General features: G+C 69.0%; 16 protein-coding genes. 3 read left to right on the forward strand and 13 right to left on the reverse strand.

Annotated features, from left to right (window positions below):
- Positions 1–4: 4 nt before the first annotated feature.
- Both CHB86_RS05725 and CHB86_RS05730 read right to left on the reverse strand, forming a co-directional pair.
- The gene (locus tag CHB86_RS05725) at positions 5–1825 is read right to left on the reverse strand and encodes a M3 family oligoendopeptidase (protein WP_089232577.1); all 1821 of its coding nucleotides are present in this window, start codon (positions 1823–1825) and stop codon (positions 5–7) included.
- Positions 1826–1982: 157 nt separating this feature from the next.
- Positions 1983–2570 (reverse strand): riboflavin synthase, encoded by a 588-nt coding sequence (locus CHB86_RS05730; RefSeq protein ID WP_089232578.1) that lies wholly within the window; start codon positions 2568–2570, stop codon positions 1983–1985.
- 174 nt (positions 2571–2744) lie between these two features.
- Between CHB86_RS05730 and CHB86_RS05735 the strand changes: the two genes are divergently transcribed.
- The 3 genes from CHB86_RS05735 to CHB86_RS05745 all read left to right on the forward strand — a co-directional run bounded on the left by CHB86_RS05735 (position 2745) and on the right by CHB86_RS05745 (position 7404).
- The gene (locus CHB86_RS05735; RefSeq protein ID WP_089232053.1) at positions 2745–4058 is read left to right on the forward strand and encodes a capsule biosynthesis protein; all 1314 of its coding nucleotides are present in this window, start codon (positions 2745–2747) and stop codon (positions 4056–4058) included.
- Between the two features lie 148 nt (positions 4059–4206).
- The gene (locus CHB86_RS05740; RefSeq protein WP_089232054.1) at positions 4207–5340 is read left to right on the forward strand and encodes a polysaccharide biosynthesis/export family protein; all 1134 of its coding nucleotides are present in this window, start codon (positions 4207–4209) and stop codon (positions 5338–5340) included.
- A gap of 9 nt (positions 5341–5349) precedes the next feature.
- On the forward strand, positions 5350–7404 hold the full coding sequence (locus CHB86_RS05745; protein WP_245837766.1) for a capsular polysaccharide biosynthesis protein: 2055 nt from the start codon (positions 5350–5352) through the stop codon (positions 7402–7404).
- A 50-nt stretch (positions 7405–7454) separates the two neighbouring features.
- Here the strand turns inward: CHB86_RS05745 and ribD are convergent, their stop codons facing one another.
- From ribD to CHB86_RS05800, 11 genes are all read right to left on the reverse strand, one after another.
- The gene (gene ribD / locus CHB86_RS05750) at positions 7455–8567 is read right to left on the reverse strand and encodes a bifunctional diaminohydroxyphosphoribosylaminopyrimidine deaminase/5-amino-6-(5-phosphoribosylamino)uracil reductase RibD (RefSeq protein WP_089232580.1); all 1113 of its coding nucleotides are present in this window, start codon (positions 8565–8567) and stop codon (positions 7455–7457) included.
- A gap of 11 nt (positions 8568–8578) precedes the next feature.
- Positions 8579–9046: a transcriptional regulator NrdR gene (gene nrdR / locus CHB86_RS05755; RefSeq protein ID WP_089232055.1), complete on the reverse strand. Its 468-nt coding sequence runs from the start codon at positions 9044–9046 to the stop codon at positions 8579–8581.
- A gap of 159 nt (positions 9047–9205) precedes the next feature.
- A complete protein-coding gene (locus CHB86_RS05760; RefSeq protein WP_089232581.1) occupies positions 9206–9622 on the reverse strand; it encodes a secondary thiamine-phosphate synthase enzyme YjbQ in 417 nt (138 codons plus the stop codon).
- An 81-nt stretch (positions 9623–9703) separates the two neighbouring features.
- A complete protein-coding gene (locus tag CHB86_RS05765; RefSeq protein WP_089232056.1) occupies positions 9704–10129 on the reverse strand; it encodes a hypothetical protein in 426 nt (141 codons plus the stop codon).
- Between the two features lie 177 nt (positions 10130–10306).
- The gene (locus CHB86_RS05770) at positions 10307–10579 is read right to left on the reverse strand and encodes an HlyU family transcriptional regulator (protein WP_089232057.1); all 273 of its coding nucleotides are present in this window, start codon (positions 10577–10579) and stop codon (positions 10307–10309) included.
- A gap of 25 nt (positions 10580–10604) precedes the next feature.
- Positions 10605–12608: an RNA polymerase sigma factor RpoD gene (rpoD, locus tag CHB86_RS05775; RefSeq protein WP_089232058.1), complete on the reverse strand. Its 2004-nt coding sequence runs from the start codon at positions 12606–12608 to the stop codon at positions 10605–10607.
- Between the two features lie 127 nt (positions 12609–12735).
- Positions 12736–14745 carry a DNA primase gene (gene dnaG, locus CHB86_RS05780; protein WP_089232059.1) on the reverse strand — a complete coding sequence of 670 codons (2010 nt, stop codon included), beginning with the start codon at positions 14743–14745 and terminating at the stop codon, positions 12736–12738.
- Between the two features lie 81 nt (positions 14746–14826).
- Complete coding sequence (locus CHB86_RS05785) at positions 14827–15366, reverse strand: sarcosine oxidase subunit gamma (RefSeq protein WP_245837767.1); 540 nt, start codon at positions 15364–15366, stop codon at positions 14827–14829.
- Positions 15347–18307, reverse strand: coding sequence for a sarcosine oxidase subunit alpha family protein (locus CHB86_RS05790; protein ID WP_089232061.1), 2961 nt, complete (start codon positions 18305–18307; stop codon positions 15347–15349). Before CHB86_RS05790 ends, CHB86_RS05785 begins: the two co-directional genes overlap by 20 nt.
- The gene (locus CHB86_RS05795; protein ID WP_089232062.1) at positions 18304–18570 is read right to left on the reverse strand and encodes a sarcosine oxidase subunit delta; all 267 of its coding nucleotides are present in this window, start codon (positions 18568–18570) and stop codon (positions 18304–18306) included. Before CHB86_RS05795 ends, CHB86_RS05790 begins: the two co-directional genes overlap by 4 nt.
- A 60-nt stretch (positions 18571–18630) precedes the next feature.
- Entirely contained in the window at positions 18631–19884 is a 1254-nt protein-coding gene (locus tag CHB86_RS05800; RefSeq protein ID WP_089232063.1) for a sarcosine oxidase subunit beta family protein, read from the reverse strand.
- Positions 19885–20053 lie beyond the last annotated feature (169 nt).

Genomic DNA, 20053 nt, shown 5'->3' on the forward strand with positions numbered 1-20053 from the left:
GGGCTCAGTCCTCCATCGCCTCCAGCTCGTCGATCATGCCGGAGATCATGGCGAGCCCCTTGTCCCAGAACGCGGGATCGGTGGCGTCGAGACCGAAGGGCGCCAGCAGCTCGGTGTGATGCTTGGAGCCGCCCGCCTTGAGCATCTCGAAATACTTCTCCTGGAAGCCCGGATCGCCCTCCTCGTAGACCGCGTAGAGCGCGTTCACCAGCCCGTCGCCGAAGGCATAGGCATAGACGTAGAACGGCGAATGGACGAAATGCGGGATGTAGGACCAGAAGGTCTCGTAGCCGTCCATGAAGCTGAACGCCGGGCCGAGGCTCTCGCCCTGAACCGACATCCAGAGCGCGTTGATCTCGTCCGGGGTGAGCTCGCTGTGGCGGCGCGCCTCGTGCAGCTTGCATTCGAAATCGTAGAAGGCGATCTGCCGGACCACGGTGTTGATCATGTCCTCGACCTTGCCGGCCAGCAGCACCTTGCGCTGCGCCTTGTCCTTGGCCTGGTCGAGCAGCTTGCGGAAGGTCAGCATCTCGCCGAAGACGCTCGCGGTCTCGGCCAGGGTGAGGGGCGTGGAGGCCAGCAGCTCGCCCTGCCCCGCGGCCAGTACCTGATGCACGCCGTGGCCCAGCTCATGCGCCAGCGTCATGACGTCCCGCGGCTTGCCGAGGTAGTTGAGCATCACGTAGGGGTGCACGTCGACGACAGTCGGGTGCGCAAAGGCCCCCGGCGCCTTGCCGGGCTTCACCCCGGCGTCGATCCAGCCCTTCTCGAAGAACGGCGCGGCGATCTCGGCCATGCGCGGGCTGAACCCGGCATAGGCGTCGAGAACGGTCTGCTTCGCCTCCTCCCAGTCGACGATCCGGGTGTCCTCCATCGGCAGCGGCGCGTTGCGGTCCCAGACCTCCAGCGCGTTCAGCCCGAGCCACTTGCGCTTGAGGTCGTAGTAGCGGTGGCTGAGCTGCGGGTAGGCGTTGACCACGGCGTTGCGCAGCGCCTCGACCACCTCGGGCTCGACCTGGTTGGACAGGTGACGGCCGGTCTGCGGCGTCGGCATCCCACGCCAGCGATCCTCGATCTCCTTCTCCTTGGCCAGCGTGTTGTGCACCCGGGCAAAGAGCGAGAGGTTCTCGGAGAAAACGCGGGCCAGTTCGCGGGCGGCAGCCTCGCGCAGCTCCCGGTCCTTCTCGGTCAGGAAGTTCAGCGTCGATTCCAGGCTGTGGGTCTCGCCCTGCACCTCGAATTGCAGCCCCGCCATGGTCTCGTCGAAGAGCCGGTTCCAGGCCGCGGCGCCGACGGTGGACTGATCGTGCAGGAACTTCTCCAACTCGTCGGAGAGCTGGTAGGGCTTCATTGCGCGCAGCTTGTCGAAGATCGGCTTGTAGCGGTGCAGATCCTCGTTCTCCGCCAGCAGAGTGGCCAGCGCCTCGTCCTCGATCCGGTTCAGTTCCAGGCTGAAGAAGACCAGCGGCGTGGTGAAATTGGTGATCTTCTCCTGGCAATTGCCGAGGAACTGCGCCCGCTCGGGGTCGGTGGTGTTCTGGTAGTAGCGCAGCCCGGCAAAGGACATGATGCGCCCGGCGATCACGTCGATCTTCTCGTAGCGCAGCACGCATTCCAGCATTCCCGCGGCGTCGAGCGCGGCGAGCTTGCCCTCGTAATCCTCGGCAAAGCTCAGACAGGCCTGCTCCAGCCAGTCCATGTCCCGCTTCAGCTCCAGGGCGTCCGGCGCGGTGTAGAGATCGCTGAGATCCCAGTCCGGCAGATCGCCGAGCCGCCGCGCCCCCTTGGGTTCGATATCGCGGACGGGACGTGGCATTTGCTGCATCATGGCGGAACCTCCTGCTCTGGTGCCGCTCAGATAAGCCGTCACGCGGGCAATCTTCAACCGCCCCGAGCGGCTTCTGCGTCTTCTTGGCGGAAATACCCCCGCCGGAGGCATGAAATCTTTGTGCGCTCCGCCGGTGGAAGCGCGGGGACCGAGGTCAGCCGGCCTCGGCCAGCCGCGCCACGTAACGGGCGAGCGTATCGATCTCGAGGTTGATCCGGTCGCCCGTCTTCACCCGGCCCCAGGTCGTGACTTCCTTGGTGTGGGGGATGAAATTGATGCCGAAATCCCGGCCATCGACCTCGTTGACCGTCAGCGAGGTGCCGTCGAGCGCCACCGACCCCTTGGGCGCGATGAACCTGGCGAGCGCCTCGGGCGCGCGGAAGGTGACGCGGGTGCTGTCCCCCTCCTGGGCCATGGCGATCACCTCGGCCACCCCGTCGACATGGCCCGACACGATGTGCCCGCCGAGCTCGTCGCCCACCTTGAGCGCGCGCTCGAGGTTGATGCGTCCGCCGACGGTCCAGTCGCCGATGTTGGTCTTGCTCACGGTCTCGGCCGAGATGTCGACGCTGAACCAGTCCGGCCCCTTGTCGACCACCGTCAGGCAGACCCCCGCGCAGGCGATCGAGGCGCCCATGTCGACGGTGTCCATGTCGTAGCTTGTGCCGATCTGCGCCCGCAGATCGCCGCGGCGCTCCAGCGCCCGGATTTCGCCGATGTCGGTCACGATGCCGGTGAACATGGGGGACTCCTTCATGGCTTTCCCGTGAGGTAACGGCGCGCGGGACCGGCGGCAAGCGCCAAACCGTCACTCCCGCCCGGGTCGAGGCCAGGCCGGCACGCGGACCGCATATCTCGCCCCGGCACGCAGGAAAGGCGTGACAGGCGCCGCCGGGGGCGCGATAGATGCCGGGCAATGAGACATCCCGGCACGCCCACCGACGACGCCCCCGCGCCTGACCGGCGGTTCCTGTTCCTTCAGGGGCCGCACGGGCCGTTCTTCGGCCAGCTCGGCGCCATGCTGCGCGCCGCCGGGGCGGAGGTCTGGCGGGTCGGCTTCAACGCGGGCGACGCGGCCTTCTGGCCTGACGGGCGGAGCTACCTGCCCTTCGCGGAAAGCCCGGATGCCTGGCCCGCGCGCTGCGCCGCGCTGCTGGACGACAAGCGCATCACCGACCTGGTGCTCTATGGCGACATCCGCCCGATTCACGCCGAGGCCGTGCGGCAGGCCCGCGCGCGCGGCCTGACGGTGCATGTCTTCGAGGAGGGTTACCTGCGCCCCTACTGGGTCACCTACGAGCGCGGCGGCTCCAACGGCCATTCCCGGCTGATGCAGCTCGGCGTCGAGGCGATGCGGGCGGCACTCGCGCATTCCGACCCCGACCTGCCGGATCCGCCCAGCCACTGGGGCGACACCCGACAGCACATCTGGTTCGGCGCGCTCTACCACTGGCACGTCATGTTCCGGAACCGCCGCTACGCCGGCTTTCGCCCGCATCGCGCCCTGAATGTGCAGCAGGAATTCCGGCTGCACCTCAAGCGGCTCCTGCTGCTGCCGGCGCACCGGCTGGAGCGCCACCTCGCCACCCGCGCCATCCTGCGTGCCGGCGCGCCCTATCACCTCGTCCTGCTCCAGCTCGAACACGATTCCAGCTTCCAGGCCCATGGCCCGTTCGAGACGATGGAGGCGTTCCTGCGGCTCTGCATCGAGGCCTTCGCCGCCGGCGCGCCGCGGCATCACCACCTCGTCTTCAAGGCGCACCCGCTGGAAGACGGGCGCAGCCCGCTCCGGCCGGACATCGCCCGGCTCGCCGCAGAGGCAGGCGTCTCCGAGCGGGTGCATTTCGTGCCTGGCGGCAAGCTCGCACTGCTGCTCGATCACGCCCGCAGCGCGGTCACGGTGAACTCCACCGCCGGACAGCAGGTGCTCTGGCGCGGGCTGCCGTTGCGCAGCTTCGGCGCGGCGGTCTACGACAAGCCGGAATTCGTCTCCGATCAGCCGCTGGAAGCGTTCTTTGCCGCCCCCGCCCGCCCCGACAGCCGCGCCTACCGCGCCTATCGCTCCTACCTGCTGGAAACTTCGCAGGTCACCGGCGGCTTCTACTCCGCGCGCGGCCGGCGCGAGCTCCTGCGGCAAGTGTTGGACATGATCCTCGCCCCGCAGGACCCCTATGACGCCCTCGCCTCCGGCAACTCCGCGCCCCGGCAACAGCTCCGGCTCGTCAAGTGAGCTTTGCATCGCGCGCCCGTTGCGCGAACGGGCGCGGCGCCGGCGCAACACTCGCCGTCCGGCTGCGCGGCGGCCTTCCCTTTTCCACGGTCTGCTGTAGGTTTGTCCGCAAAACTTGAGGCACAAATCCGTCCAAGGAGCCCGAGCAGTGACCAAGAGACAATCCCGCTGGGCCAAGGCGTTGGCCCTGTGCCTGCTGGCATCGGTTGCCAGCGGCTGCGCGCTGCCGCGATCCGGCCCCAGCAAATCCGAAATCTATTCCGGTTCGGTCCTCGAGGACGGCGATGCCTTCGTCGTCTCCGTGAACGACCGCGTCACCCGCGCCACTTCCGTCACCCCGGTGCTCGGCTTCTCCAGCGAGTTCCTGAACGCCGGCGAGGTCGGCTCCGACACGATCCGCCCGGGCGATACACTGGGCCTCACGGTCTGGGAGAACGTCGACGACGGTCTGCTTTCCAGCGCAGGACAGGCCGCGACCGCCCTCGAGGAAGTGCAGGTCGACGGTTCGGGTTTCATCTTCGTGCCCTATGCCGGGCGCATCCGCGCCGCCGGCAACACCCCCGAACGCCTCCGCCAGATCATCACCGAGAAGCTCGACGCCCAGACCCCGGACCCGCAGGTGATCGTCACCCGGCTCGCCGGCGACGGCGCAACGGTCTCGGTCATGGGCGGCATCGCCTCGCAGGGCGTCTACCCGATCGAGCGCCCCACCCGGCGGCTCTCCGCGATGCTGGCCGAAGCCGGCGGCGTCACCGTCACCCCGGAGATCGCCCAGATCACCGTGATGCGCGGCAGCCACCAGTCCAAGGTCTGGTTCCAGGACCTCTTCGCCGATCCGCGGCTCGACATCGCCCTGCGCGGCGGCGACCGCATCCTGGTCGAGGAAGACACCCGCTCCTTCTCGGTCCTCGGCGCGACCGGCTCCCAGAACCGCATCCGCTTCGAGACCCAGACCCTTTCGGCCATCGAGGCGATCGCGCAGGTGGGCGGGCTCAACAGCAACCTCGCCGACCCGACCGGCGTCTTCGTGTTCCGCAACGAGCCCGAGTCCATCGCGCGTGCCGTGCTGGGCCGCAACGACCTCGTGGGCGATCAGCGCATGGTCTACGTGCTCGACCTGACCGAGCCGAACGGCATGTTCGAGGCCCGCGACTTCGCGATCCGCGACGACGACACGCTCTACGTCACGCAGGCGCCCTTCGTGCGCTGGCAGAAGACGCTCTCGGCGGTCACCGGCAGCCTGACGCCCTTCGCCAACTACTCCCAGCTCGCCGGCAACTAGGCCGCGCACGTGGAGCATTCCCCCATCGATGCCGCCGCGGAGACCGCTCCGCGGCGGCTTTTCGTCTACAACGGCGGCTTCCTGAACCGGCGTCTGCGGCGCATCCTGTCGCTCGCCGGCTGGCAGATCACCACCGGGCGCCCCGGCCCGGAGGACTGGGTCGGCGTCTGGGGGCACAGCCCGACCGCCGCGCGGGGCGAGGCGATGGCGGCACGCAGCGGCGCGCGGCTCCTGCGGATAGAGGACCCGTTCCTCCGCTCCGTCCACCTCGGGCGCGCCGGTGAGCCGCCGATCGGGCTGCACATCGACACCTCCGGCGTCCATTTCGACAGCGCCCAGCCCTCCGACCTCGAGCAGATCCTCGCCAACGAACCGCTCGACGATACCGCCCTGCTGGACCGCGCCCGGCAGGCGACGGAGAGGCTGCGCCGCGGCCACCTGAGCAAGTACAACGCCTTCGACCCCGACCTGGAACCGCCCGCGCCCGGCTATATCCTGGTGATCGATCAGACACGCGGTGATGCCTCGATCCGCCACGCCGGCGCCTCGGCCACAAGCTTTGCCGAGATGCTGACGGAGGCGCGGCTCGACAATCCCGGCGCCCGCATCCTCGTGCGCACCCATCCCGAGACGACCGCCGGCCATCGCCCGGGCCATTTCGACCCGGAGGACCTGCCAGAGGGCATCGAGGTCTGCACCGGTCCGGTCTCGCCCTGGCACCTGCTCGACGGCGCGGTGCAGGTCTATACCGTGTCCTCGCAGCTCGGCTTCGAGGCCATCCTCGCCGGGCATCGTCCGCGGGTCTTCGGCCAGCCCTTCTATGCCGGCTGGGGCCTCACGGAGGACGTGCGCCCCGTCTATCGACGCCAGCGGCGCCTCACCCGGGCGCAGCTCTTCGCCGGAGCGATGATCCTCTATCCGACCTGGTACGATCCCTGCCGTGACCAGCTCTGCACGCTGGAAGAGGCGATCGACGGGCTCGAGGCCCGGGTCCGGGCCTATCGCGAGGACCGTGCGGGCTATGTGGCGACGGGGATGCGGCTCTGGAAACGGCCGACCCTGCAGGAGTTCTTCGGCGGGACGCGCCGGCTGCGGTTCCGCGACGCGGGATCGGCCAGCAAGCAGGCCCGGAAGGACGGCTGCCCGGTGCTCGCTTGGGCAGGCAGCGTGGGGCCGGACCTGCAGGACACGGCCGAGCGGGCCAACGTGCCGCTGATCCGGGTCGAGGACGGGTTCCTGCGCTCGCGCGGGCTCGGGGCGGATCTGGTGCCGCCGCTGTCGCTGGTCGCCGACGACCTCGGCATCTACTACGATCCCACCCGCGAAAGCCGGCTGGAGATGCTCATCGCCGGGGCCGCGGCGCTGCCGCCCGAGGGGCTCCGCCGGGCCGAGCGGCTGGTGCTTCGCCTCACCGAGGCAGGGCTTACGAAGTACAACCTCGCCGCCGCGGCCCTTCCCAGCCTGCCGGAGGGTCGGAGGATCCTGGTGCCCGGCCAGGTCGAGGACGATGCCTCGGTGCGTCTCGGGTGCGGGGAGATCCGCGACAACCTCGGCCTGCTGCGCGCCACGCGCGAGGCCAACCCGGACGCCGTCCTGGTCTACAAGCCGCATCCCGATGTCGAGGCCGGGCTGCGCCCGGGCGCGGTGCCGTCGAGCGAGCTCGAAGCCCTTGCCGATGCGGTGATCCGGCAGGGCGATGCCGCCGCGCTGCTGGCAGAGGTCGACGAGGTCTGGACGCTCACCTCGCTGATGGGGTTCGAAGCGCTGTTGCGCGGGCGCAGGGTCACCTGCCTCGGCGCGCCGTTCTACGCCGGCTGGGGCCTGACCCGCGATCTCGGACCGGTGCCGGCACGGCGGATGGCCCGCCCCTCGCTCGCCGCGCTGGCCCATGCGGCGCTGATCGCCTACCCCCGCTATCGCGACCCGGTGAGCGGCCTGCCCTGCCCGCCCGAAGTGGTGGTCGAGCGTCTGGCGCGCGGCACGCTGCCGAAGCCCGGACCGTTCAACCGCTCTCTCTCCAGGCTGCAGGGCCTGCTCGCCAGCCGAGCCGCGCTCTGGCGGTAGGCGTTGGGCAATTTTTCGCACGAAAAATCGTGGGCCCTGCGGCGAGCTCGTCAGGTAGTGGCGCGTTCGGCCGGACGCCAGCGGGCAAGCACGTCCGGGCCGATCCGGTCCAGCCGGTCCAGCGCAAACCTCGGCGCTTCCGCGAGGCGATCCAGCCCCATCGCGCCAAGCCCCGGCTGGCCCTCTGCCCCGAGGCCAATGCCCGCAGTGAAGGTCACCAACTCGTCCACCAGCCCCGCATTGAGCAACGAGGCCGCGAGCGCCCCGCCGCCTTCGCAGAAGGCCCGCGTCAGGCCGGCCGCGCCAAGCGCCTGCAGAAGCGAGAGCGGATCGATCTGCCGGCCGCCGTTCGCGGACACCTCGATCATGCGCGCGCCGCGCCCGGCCCAGGCAGCGTGGCGCTCCGCATCGGCATCGGGGCCGTGGCAGATCCAGACGGGGGCTTCCTCGATCCGGGTGAAGAGGCGGCTGTCTGTCGGCAGGTCAATCCGGCGCGAGGCGACGATGCGGACCGGCTGACGGTCGATGCCGAGGCCGCGGACCGTGAGGCTCGGGTCGTCCGCCCGCGCTGTCCCCGCCCCGACCAGCACGGCATCGTGGCTGGCGCGCATCGCATGAACCGCCCTCCGTGCCTCCGGGCCGGTGATCCACTGGCTCTCGCCGGTCGCGGTCGCGATACGCCCGTCGAAGGAAGTCGCGAGCTTCAGCGTGAGATGGGGGCGGCCGCGGGTGATGCGGCTCAGGAATCCCTCGTTGCCGCGCCGAGCCTCCGCCTCCATCACACCGGTCGTCATCTCGACACCATCATCGGCGAGCCGCGCATGCCCCTGCCCCGCCACCCGCGGGTCGGGATCGGTCAGGGCGCTGACGACGCGAGCAATGCCGGCCTTGGCCAGCGCCTCGGCGCAGGGCGGGGTCTTGCCGTGATGGGCACAGGGTTCCAGCGTGACATAGGCGGTGGCGCCGCGCGCCGCGTCGCCGGCCTGGGCCAGCGCCTCCGTCTCGGCATGGGGGCGGCCGCCCGGCTGCGTCCAGCCACGCCCGAGAACGCGGCCATCCTTGACGATGACACAGCCGACCGCCGGGTTTGGCCAAACCTGGCCAAGCCCGCGCGCGCCGAGACCGAGCGCCATCGCCATGAAGCGGCGATCGATCGCGGCCATGTCCTGCATGCCTATTCCTGGGGCGGCAGGTTCGGGCGCAACTCGCTGACGAACTTGTCGAAATCGTCCGCAGCCTGGAAGTTCTTGTAAACGCTGGCAAAGCGAACGTAGGCGACGGTGTCGATCCGGGCCAGGCTCTCCATGACGATCTCGCCGATCACCTTGGAGGGAATGTCCGTCTCGCCCATGCTCTCCAGACGCCGCACGATGCCGGAGATCATCTGGTCCATGCGTTCCGGCTCGACCGGGCGTTTCTGCAGCGCGATCCGGATCGAGCGCTCCAGCTTGTCGCGGTCGAAATCCTCGCGCCGTCCGTTGGACTTGATCACGACCAGGTCGCGCAATTGCACCCGTTCGTAGGTGGTGAACCGGCCGCCGCAGGCCGGACAGAAGCGCCGCCTCCGGATGGCCACGTGATCTTCCGCCGGGCGGGAGTCCTTCACCTGGGTGTCGACATTTCCACAAAACGGGCAGCGCATCGCGTCCCCCTTACCTCTGCTCCCGGGGGTGCTCCCCCTCTTGTTGGACCGACTATAGGGAATCGGCCATGGCTTGGGTAGAGGATTTGTCCACATACCGGATATTGGGTCATTCCACAGGATTTTCTGCCACTTGTCATGGCGGCTTCATCCAGCGGATCAAGCCAGGTGAACGGCGACCTCGCGGCGGTGCGGACGGGTGCGATGTTCGAAGAGGTAGACCCCCTGCCAGGTGCCGAGAGCCATGCGCCCGCCAATGACCGGGATGCCGAGCGATACCGGCAGGAGCGCGGACTTGATGTGCGCGGGCATGTCGTCGGGCCCCTCGTAGGTGTGCCGGAGGTAGCGCATGGAGGGATCGTTGCTCGGCGGCACGAGGCGGTGGAAGAACTCCCTGAGGTCGTCCTGCACCTCCGGATCGGCGTTCTCCTGGATCAGAAGCGAGGCGGAGGTGTGCCGCACCAGGAGCGTCAACAATCCGTCACGCGGTGGAAGCGTCGCCAGCCAGGCCGAGAGGTCAGGCGTGAACTCGTAGAGCCCGGGACCCCGGGTCTCGATCTCGAAGATATGGTTCATGGTCAAACGACTTGGTGGCCTGCCCTGCAGCCCCGCTTCCAAACCGGGGACGCCGCGCCATCCAGGGCGCAGCCCCCTGACTTACTTGCCCCGGTCCTGATTGACACGCGCCTGGCTGCACAGCACGCGCGCCTGTCTGACGCTGGAGGTCTGCCCGGTGCGCGGCCCTGCGACCATCTCTCCGACCGAAGAGGTTGAGCCCGCCGCCCCGAGGGCAAAGGTGAAGGCTTCGCGATTGGCCGCGTATTTGCTGGGAGCCCGTCCGCTGACGACCGTCAGGGTGTCGGAATTGTCGGCCCCCAGACGCCGCTTTGCGAAATCGCCCGCCGCGCAGAAGTAATCCGCCTTGCCCATGCCGGCCCGCGTCCAGACCTCGAACGTGGGGCCGGGACCGATCGCCGAGAGGCCGCTGGCCGTGGACAATCGCTGGACGGACTGACCAACCGACACCTGCGGCGCAAGTGCCAATACCAGGGCCATCGAGAGCAGAATTTTACGCTGTGTCATCTTCCCGACCTCCTTCGTCAAAGGGAAGCAGTCCGACGTGGAAATCCACGGCACTCCATGGCACGAAAATGCGAGCCTGCCGTGCGGTCCACCCGGTGCACTCGGTGTAACGCTTATCATGGCCACATCAAATGCGCATCGCCACTCAAGCGCTTTTGATGCAAGGAATTTGACGGCTCAGCCGAAGAGGGCGTCGCCCCGTTCGTCGATCAGCTTCTTGGCCTTGGCGGTCGAGATCTCGCGCGCCTCGTCCTCGTTGTTGCAGACGTCGGCGCGGATCAGCCGGTGGCTTCGGGTCTCGCCGTCGAAATCCTTCTCGATCGTCGCGCAGACCCGGAGCCCGCCGGATTCCTTGATGGGTTCCGGAAGGATCCGGAACCCCTTGTAGGTTTCGGGTTCGACCTCTGGGGCCGACCCACCGCCGCCGAACAGGCGTGAAAGAAGCGACATTGGCGCGGCTCCCGTGGTCTTGGCGTTACTGGTCCAGGAAACTGCGCAGCTTGCGCGAGCGGCTCGGGTGCTTGAGCTTGCGCAGCGCCTTCGCCTCGATCTGGCGGATCCGTTCGCGGGTCACCGAGAACTGCTGGCCGACCTCCTCCAGCGTGTGGTCGGTGTTCATGCCGATGCCGAAGCGCATCCGCAGAACCCGCTCCTCGCGCGGGGTGAGCGAGGCCAGAACCCGCGTCGTCGTCTCCTTCAGGTTTTCCTGAATGGCGGAGTCGAGCGGCAGGACGGCGTTCTTGTCCTCGATGAAATCGCCGAGCTGGCTGTCTTCCTCGTCGCCGATCGGCGTCTCGAGGGAGATCGGCTCCTTGGCGATCTTCATCACCTTGCGGACCTTCTCCAGCGGCATCTGCAGCTTTTCCGCCAGTTCTTCCGGCGTCGGCTCGCGGCCGATTTCGTGCAGCATCTGGCGACCGGTGCGGACCAGCTTGTTGATCGTCTCGATCATGTGGACCGGGATCCGGATCGTGCGGGCCTGGTCGGCGATGGACCGGGTGATCGCCTGGCGGATCCACCAGGTCGCGTAGGTCGAGAACTTGTAGCCGCGGCGGTACTCGAACTTGTCCACGGCCTTCATCAGGCCGATGTTGCCTTCCTGAATGAGATCAAGGAATTGCAGGCCTCGGTTCGTGTACTTCTTGGCAATGGAGATCACCAGCCGCAGGTTGGCCTCGACCATTTCCTTCTTGGCCTGCCGGGCTTCCTTCTCGCCCTTCTGCACCTGCTGGACGATGCGGCGGAATTCCGGGATGTCGACGCCCACGTAGGTACCGACCTGGGCCATCTCGGTGCGCAGCTCGGCAACCTTGTCGGCGGAGCGCTCGAACAGCGCCGCCCAGCCACGGCCCGGCTGCGCCGACATCCGCTCCATCCAGGAGGGGTCGAGCTCGTAGCCCTTGTAGGCCTCGATGAACTCGCGGCGGTTGATGCGGGCCTGGTCGGCCAGCTTCACCATCGAGCTGTCGATCGACATGATCTTGCGGTTGATGCCGTAGAGCTGGTCGATCAGCGCCTCGATCCGGTTGTTGTGCAGGTGAAGCTCGTTCACCAGCTCGACGATCTCGGAGCGCAGCTTCTGGTAGCGGGCCTCCTCGGACGCCGAGAAGGAGCCGTCCTCGTTCAGCGTCGCCGACATCCGGGCGTCCTGCATCTCCTCCAGGTCGGAGAAGTCGCGGGCGATGCGGTCGAGGATGTCGAGCACGCGCGGCTTGAGCGCGGCTTCCATCGCGGCGAGCGACATGTTGGCCTGCTCGTCCTCGTCGTCCTCTTCCTCGCGGCGGATCGGATTGCCGTCGGCGTCGTACTCGGGCTCGTCCTTCTTGGTTTCGGACGAGGAGGCCTCGACGTCGAGGTTCTCCACCACCGGCTCGTCGCCCTCTTCCTCGTCGAGGCCGCGCCCGAAGGTCGTCTCGAGGTCGATCACGTCGCGCAGCAGGATTTCCTCGGCGAGGAGTTCGTCGCGCCAGATCGTGATGGCCTGGAAGGTCAGCGGGCTTTCGCAGAGGCCCGCGATCATTGTGTTGCGGCCGGCCTCGATGCGCTTGGCGATGGCGATCTCGCCCTCGCGGGACAGCAGCTCGACCGAGCCCATCTCGCGCAGGTACATCCGCACCGGGTCGTCGGTGCGGTCGAGCTTCTCGGTCTCGGTGGTGGCGACGGCCACCTCGCGGGAGGTCGAAGTCTCGACGACCTCGGTGGAGCCGCTCTTGCGGGTATCGTCCCCGCCTTCCTCGTCCTCGGCTTCCTCGGCCTCGATGACGTTGATGCCCATCTCGGAGAGCATCGACATGACGTCTTCGATCTGCTCGGAGGACACCTGGTCGGGCGGCAGCACCTGGTTGAGCTGGTCGTAGGTGATGTAGCCCTTCTCCCGGGCTTCGGCGATCATCTTCTTGACCGCCGCCTGGCTCATGTCGAGGGTCACGTCCTGGTCGGAATCGTCGGTCTTGCGGTCTTCGGTGTCCTTGGCGGCCATTCAGATCTCCTGATCTCGCGGGAGGCTGATTCGTTGTCGATGTAAACGAATCAATAGCGCACGATTCGCGATGCGCCACCCGGCATATGCACAGCGGCCCGGAATTCCAAGGTCCGGGTCCTGGTTGTCACTCACGCTGCCGACCTCTCTCACCGGGTCCGGCGAACCCGATGGCGTTCAGCAGCGCCTCAAGATCCGAGCGTTCGTCCCGGTCTATGCGGGCACCATTCTCGGCAATATCGAAATCCGCCCGGTCGCCTTCCTGGTTGCGCGAAGCCATCTCCCGCGCCCGAGCCGAAAGGGTCAGGCGGTGGTCGATCCAGGCTTCGGGCGCATCCGCGAAACCGGCCATCGCCTCTTCGATCTCGCGCAGGGCGCCGCGCATGGCGGCAAGCTTGGCGAATTCCTCGGTCAGGCACAGGCGGGCCAGTTCCACGTCGCCGGGTTTGCGAACGGACGGGGCCAGCGTGACATGGCGCGCCGAGTGCAGCCTTTCAAGGGCATCCGCCCCGATCCTTTCACAGATCCGGGCCTCGATGCTCTCCTGCGTGTCCTCCGGGCCACAGAGCAAGAGCAGCCCGGCAATCCCGGCGTGGTCGGGGCCGGCGAATTCCATTTCCTCCAGCGCGTGGGTGAATTCCTCCAGCATCGCCGGCGTGCGGATCAGCGTGGCCAGGATCACCGCCTCGCGCAGGAGCAGCGCCTGGTCGGCATCCGCCGCGGCCAGCAGCGAAGCCCGGGTGCCAGCCACCGGAATGGCCGCTTCGGGCTGCGGGCCGCGGCCGCGCCACGGCGCCCGCCACTCACCCTTGCGCCCCTGCCCCGCGCCATGGCTGCCCTGCGCCCGGTTGAAGCCGAAGAGCGTGCTGCGCCGGTCGCGAATCTCCTCGGCGTAATGGGCGCGAATCGCCGGGTCGGCGATCTTCTTGATCGTCTCCCGCAGCGACTTGTCGAGTGCCGCGCGCCGCTCCGGGCTGTCGAGCACCTTGCCTTCGATCTCTCTCTGCCAGAGCAGCGAGACCATGGGCTGCGCCTCCTCGAGCAGCGCCCGCATCGCCTGCGGACCCTTCTCCTTGAGCAGCTCGTCGGGGTCCTGCCCCTCGGGCATCAGGCAGAAGCGCAGCGACTTGCCGGCCTCGAGCAGCGGCAGCGCCACGTCGATCAGCCGCTTAGCCGCCCGCAGACCCGCGGTGTCGCCGTCCAGCGCCACGACCGGCTCGGGGTGGATGCGCCACATCAGCCGGAGCTGGTCCTCGGTGATCGCCGTCCCCAGCCCCGCGACCGTGGCGCCGAACCCGGCCTCGGAGAGCGCGATCACGTCCATGTAGCCCTCTGCCACCAGAAGCGGTTGCCCCTTGCCGGCGGCCTCGCGGGCCGGGCCGTGGTTGTAGAGGCTGCGCCCCTTGTCAAAGAGGTCGGTGTCCGGGGAGTTCAGGTATTTCGCGTTGTCGTTCGGATCCATCGCCCGCGCGCCGAAGGCGATCGCCCGGCCGCGCGCATCGCGGATCGGAAACATCACCCGGTTGCGGAAGAAGTCGAAGGGATTGCGCCCCTTGTCGGACGGCTTGGCAAGGCCACAGCCAAGGATCAGGTCGGGTGCGATGCCCTTGGCGGTGAGGTGATCCCAGAGGTTCTGCCAGCCCGGCGGCGCGAAACCGATCTGCCAGCGTTCCAGCGCCTCGGGCGAGAGCCCCCGCTTTTCACCCAGGTAGGCGCGCGCGGCGGCCCCGGCGCCGGTCTGAAGCTGGAGCCGGAAGTACTTCACCGCCTCTTCCATCACCTCGGTGAGCTGGCTCCGCCGGTCGGCCTTCTGCTGCGCCTTGGGATCGCGCGCGGGCATCTGCATGCCGGCTTCCTGGGCCAGGATCTCGACCGCTTCCATGAAGCCCACGTTCTCCGTCTCGCGGACGAAGGCCAGCGCATCGCCGGAGGCATGGCAGCCGAAGCAATGGTAGAACCCCTTGCGGTCGTCGACGTGGAACGAGGCGGTCTTTTCCTGGTGGAACGGACACGGCGCCCACCAGTCGCCCTTGCCCTGGTTGGACTTTCGCATGTCCCACGTCACCTTGCGACCGACCACCTGCATAAGCGAGGTGCGGGTGCGAAGCTCGTCGAGGAATCCGGGTGGCAGGGACATTCGCCCAATATCGGTCGCGGCCGCGGGCAAGTCCAGTGGCCCCGGCGCGATCGCTCGGATTGTCCACATGAAAAATCCGGCTCAGCCGCGCGCCGCCACGCTGCGCATCGCTTCCTCGATCTCGGCGGCGGCGGTCCCCGCCATCGAGCGCATCACCATCAGCTCTAAGCCCCCGTCGACGGCCGTGATCTGCGCATTCATGTGCCCCAGCAGGCTGCGCGCGGTGCGCCCGGGCGGGAAGGCCTTGCCGCGCAGGTCCAGCGGGCAGAGCCGGGCCAGCACCTGCGCGGCCCCTGCCCCCTCGAGCCGGAGTCCGGCCCAGCCCTCGGTCTGGTCTACCACGGCCCCGTGATGCGCCAGCTCGGTCGCTGGCGCCGGCCCGGCGAGCAGCGCCTGCGCACGACCGGCCCAGAGGATCCGGGTGCTTCCGTTCTCCAGGGTTTCTCCCGGCTCCGGGAAATGCACCCCATGCGCCGCCTGCAGCGCGTGGCTCATCGCCCGCGCTTCGCCCGGCCAGGGCGCGAGCCAGGTCAGCCTGATGGCCGGCAGTTCGGCCAGCGTCAGGTCGCCGTGGGAGACGCAGAGCCCGCCGAGCGGGGTTTCAACTGCCAGCCTGATCACGCATCCGCCCTCCTTCGGGGTCGAAGAAGACCGGGTCGCGCACCTCGCAGAGCGCCTGGGTCTCCTGCAACCGGTCCACCATCCGCACGACCTCGCCATGCCGTTCCCGCCCGCCTGCGAGGAAGCCGAGCGCCAGGTGTGTGCCGAGCGTCGGCGAGAAGGCCGAGGAGGTGATGTAGCCCTGGTCGGTCTCCGGCGTGGCCGAGGCGCCCTTGCGGAAGAGATGCGCACCCGCCGGCAACCGCCAGTCGGGCTCCAGTGGAACGAGGCCGACGAGCTGTTCCCGGCGCGGGCCGAGCAGCCCCGGCCGCGCCGCCCCTGCCCGGCCGATGAAATCCGCTTTCTTGGGCGACAGCATTCCCTGCAGCCCGAGATCGAAGGCGGTGGTTCGGCCGTGCATCTCGGCATGGGTCGGGAAACCCTTCTCGATCCGCAGCACGTTGAGCGCCTCCATGCCGTAAGGGCCACCGCCAAGCCCCTCGGCCACCGCCAGCAACAGCCGGAAGAGGCTCGCGCCATAACGGGCGGGCACCGCGATCTCGTAGCCGAGTTCGCCGGAAAAGGAGATCCGGAACAGCCGCGCCGGGGTGCCCGCCACATGGACCGCGCCGCAGGACATGAAGGGAAAGGCCGCGCCGCCGACGTCCTCGTCCACCACCGCCTGCAGCACCTCCCGCGCCCGCGGGCCGGCAATCGCGAATTGCGCCCAGGCGTCGGTGGCGGAGGTAAAGCGCAGCCGCGCCCGCGGCAGGAAGGCCTGCTGCACGAGTTCGAGATGCTGCATCACCTGCCCCGCGGCGGCGGTCGTGGTGGTCATCACCCACCTGTCGCCGTCGAGCCGCGCGGTGGTGCCGTCGTCCATCACGTGGCCATCCTCGCGCAGCATGATCCCGTAGCGCACGCGCCCCGGCTTCAGCGTCGAGACGCGGTTGGCATAGACGAGATCGAGGAACCCGCCCACGTCCGGCCCCTGCAGCTCGATCTTGCCGAGCGTCGAGACATCGCAGATGCCCACCGCCTCACGCACCATCCGCACCTCGCGGTCGCAGGACTGCCGCCAGCTCGTCTCGCCCGGCGCGGGGAAATAGCCCGGCCGATACCAGAGCCCCGCCTCCACCATCGGCGCGCCGCGAAGGAGGCTCGCCGCGTGGCTGGTGGTCAGCCGCTCCGGCGCAAACCCATGCCCCTGCGCCCCCGCCCCCATCGCGCCGATCGGCACCGGCAGGAAGGGCGGGCGGTAGGTGGTGGTGCCGGTCTCCGGGATGCTCCGGCCGGTCGCATCGGCCAGAACGGCGAGCGCGTTGATGTTGCTGTTCTTGCCCTGGTCCGGCGCCATGCCCTGCGTGGTGTAGCGCTTCATGTACTCGACGCTGTCGAAGCCCTCGCGTGCCGCCAGCGCCACGTCCTTGGTCGTCACGTCGTTCTGGAAATCGAGCCAGGCGCGCCCCTTGCCGGGCACCACCCAGATCGGGCTGCTGCGGCCCGCGTCCTGCTCCGCCGGCGGCACATCCAGTTCAGCGACCGGCAGGCCGAGGCGTTCGAGGGCGACACCCGCCGCCCGCAGCCCGTCCCGCAGGCACCCCGCCGTGTCGAACACGCCATTGGCCGCCCCCGCGGGGATCAGCCCCGGCACCGCGCCCGGCGCATCCGGTGGTGCGGGCAGGAAGGCGTGGTGCGCCGCGCTCCAGACCGGCCGCGCGCCCATGTGGCAGCTCAGGTGGACCGAGGGATTCCAGCCGCCCGACATGGCCAGCGCCTCGGCGGCGATGGCCCGCGTCGTGCCGCCCTGCCGCACCAGCACCTGCCGCAGCCCCTTGCGGCCGCGCGTGCCCACGACCTCCGCCCCCGCAAGCACCGGGAAATCGCCGTCGCAGGCCGCGCCTTCCCGAGGGTCGATCAGCGCGGCCACCTGCACGCCCGCCGCGGCAAGGTCGCGCGCGGTACGGTGCGCATCGTCATTCGCCGCGAAGACGGCCACCGTGGCGCCAGGGCTGACGCCGTGACGGTTGAGATAGCTGCGCACGCCCGAGGCCATCATCACCCCGGGCCGGTCATTGTCGGCAAAGGCGATGGGGCGTTCGATGGCGCCCGTGGCCATCACCGCCGTCCGCGCAGTGATGCGCCAGAAGCAGTCACGCGGCAGGTCTTGCGCGGGCGCGGCCAGGTGCTCCCCCACCCGCTCGAGCGCGCCATAGACGCCGCCGTCATAGGCGCCGGTGACGGCGGTCCGGGTCATCACCCGCACGTTGGGCATGGCACGGAGCCGTGCCGCCATCTCGTCCGCCCAGCCGGCGGCAGACCCGCCACCGATCTCCTCGACCTCGGAGAGCAGACGCCCTCCCGGCTCGAAACTCTCGTCGGCGAGGAGCACATCTGCCCCCGCCTCGCCCGCCGCGAGCGCCGCCATCAGCCCCGCGGGCCCCGCGCCGATCACCAACAGATCGCAATGGGCAAAGGCCTTTTCGTGCCGCTCGGTGTCGGCGGCCTCCGGCAGCCGCCCGAGGCCCGCGGCACGACGGATCAGCGGCTCGTAGACCCGCTCCCAGAAGCCACGCGGCCACATGAAGGTCTTGTAGTAGAACCCGGCCCCGAGAAACGGCGACAGCAGGTCGTTCACCGCCAGCAGGTCCGCCCCGAGGCTCGGCCAGCGGTTCTGGCTCCGCGCCTCCAACCCCTCGTAGAGCTCCTGCACCGTCGCGCGAACGTTCGGCAGCGCGGCCCCGGCGGCCCCGATCTCGACCAGCGCATTCGGCTCCTCGGAGCCGGCGGTCATCACGCCGCGGGGCCGGTGGTACTTGAACGACCGGCCGACCAGGTGAATGCCATTGGCCATCAGCGCCGAGGCGAGCGTATCGCCCGGATGGCCGGTCAGCAGCCTCCCGTCGAAGGTGAAGGGCAGCGAGACCCGCCGGTCGATGCGGCCGCGCCCATCCACCCTCATTGCTCGGGCTCCCCCGTCACCAGCGACACGCCGATCACCTCGTGGGTCACCGTGTTGCGCTCCACGATCAGCCACGCCCCGCAGCCCGCGCCGTGCCACCAGAGTTCCCGGGTCGCCCCGGCGGGGTTGTCGCGCAGGTGGAGATAGGCGTGCCATTCCTCCGGCAGCGCCTCGGCGTCGGGACGTTCGAGCGTCACCGCCGCGCCGCGCGGCGAGAACTCGCGCAGGTCGCGCGGGCCGCAGAGGGGACAGGGGATCAGCATGGTCCCTCCGGCATCACGCCCCCTCCCCGGGGAACGCTGGGGAGCGCGGCCCGGATGGCCTCAATGCAGATTGTGCTGCGCACCGGTGCCCTCCTCGTCCATCAATCCCCGCCCCGTCTCGAACCTGTCGAGCCGGTACCGAGCCGCCGCCGGGTGCGGTTGCCCGGTGGCGATCAGGTGGGCGAAGCAATGCCCGGAGCCCGGCACCGCCTTGAACCCGCCATAGCACCAGCCGCAGTTCACAAAGAGCCCGTCCACCGGCGCGTGGTCGATGATCGGCGAGCCGTCGGGCGACATGTCCATGATCCCGCCCCAGGAGCGCAGCACGCGCGCGCGGCCCAGCATCGGCATCAGGGTCATCCCGGCCTCCATCACGTGCTCGGCCATCGGCAGATTGCCCCGAGCCGCATAGGACGGGTAGAAATCCAGGTCGCCGCCAAAGACGAGGCCGCCCTTGTCGGACTGGCTGATATAGAAATGCCCCATGCCATAGGTCACCACGTGGTCGATCACCGGCTTCAGCCCCTCCGTCACGAAGGCCTGCAGCACGTGGCTCTCGATCGGTAGGCGCAGCCCGGCCATCGCGGCGACCTGGCTGGAGCGCCCGGCCACCACGATCGCCACCTTTCGCGCCCGGATCGCACCGCGCGTCGTCTGAACCCCGGTGACCTTGCCGCCCGCGATGTCGATGCCCGTCACCTCGCAGGTCTCGATCAGGTCGACGCCCTGCCGGTCGGCCCCGCGGGCGTAGCCCCAGGCCACGGCATCGTGCCGCGCCGTCCCGCCGCGCGGGTGGTAGAGCCCGCCGTAGATCGGGAACCGCGTCTGGTCGTGGTCCAGGTAAGGCAGCATCGCCCGGCATTCCGCGCGGTCGAGCAGGATCGCGTCGTCCCCCTGGTTGAGCATGGCATTGCCCCGCCGGGCGGCCGCGTCGCGCTGGCCGTCGGAATGGAACAGGTTGATGATGCCCCGCTGGGAATGCATCACGTTGTAGTTCAGCTCCTGCTCCAGCCCCTCCCAGAGGCGGAGCGAATGCGAGTAGAACTGCGAATTCCCCGGCAGCCCGTAGTTCGCCCGCACGATCGTCGTGTTGCGCCCGACATTGCCGGAGCCGAGATAGCCCTTCTCCAGCACCGCGACGTTCCGCAGGCCGTGCTCTGCCGCCAGGTAATAGGCCGTCGCCAGCCCGTGTCCGCCGCCACCGATGATCAACACGTCATACTCGGGCTTCGGATCGGGCTTGCGCCAGGCCGGCCGCCAGCCGCGGTTGCCCGCAAGCCCCTGCTTCAGGATCTGAAAGGCGTTGTAGCGCATGCCGCTCCCCGCTGGCCTGCCTCCAGCAAAGCAACGGTGCCGCCGCATTGCAATGCTGCGGCGCGACATCAGGCGGGCCACGGGCGACATCTTCGCCGATCCTCCGCCTCCCCTTGCCCGTCACCGCGTGCTAGGATCGACGCAAATCAAGAACGAGCAGGAGTGAGCA

It is taken from the genome of Tropicimonas sediminicola (assembly GCF_900188335.1).
GTDB lineage: Bacteria > Pseudomonadota > Alphaproteobacteria > Rhodobacterales > Rhodobacteraceae > Tropicimonas > Tropicimonas sediminicola.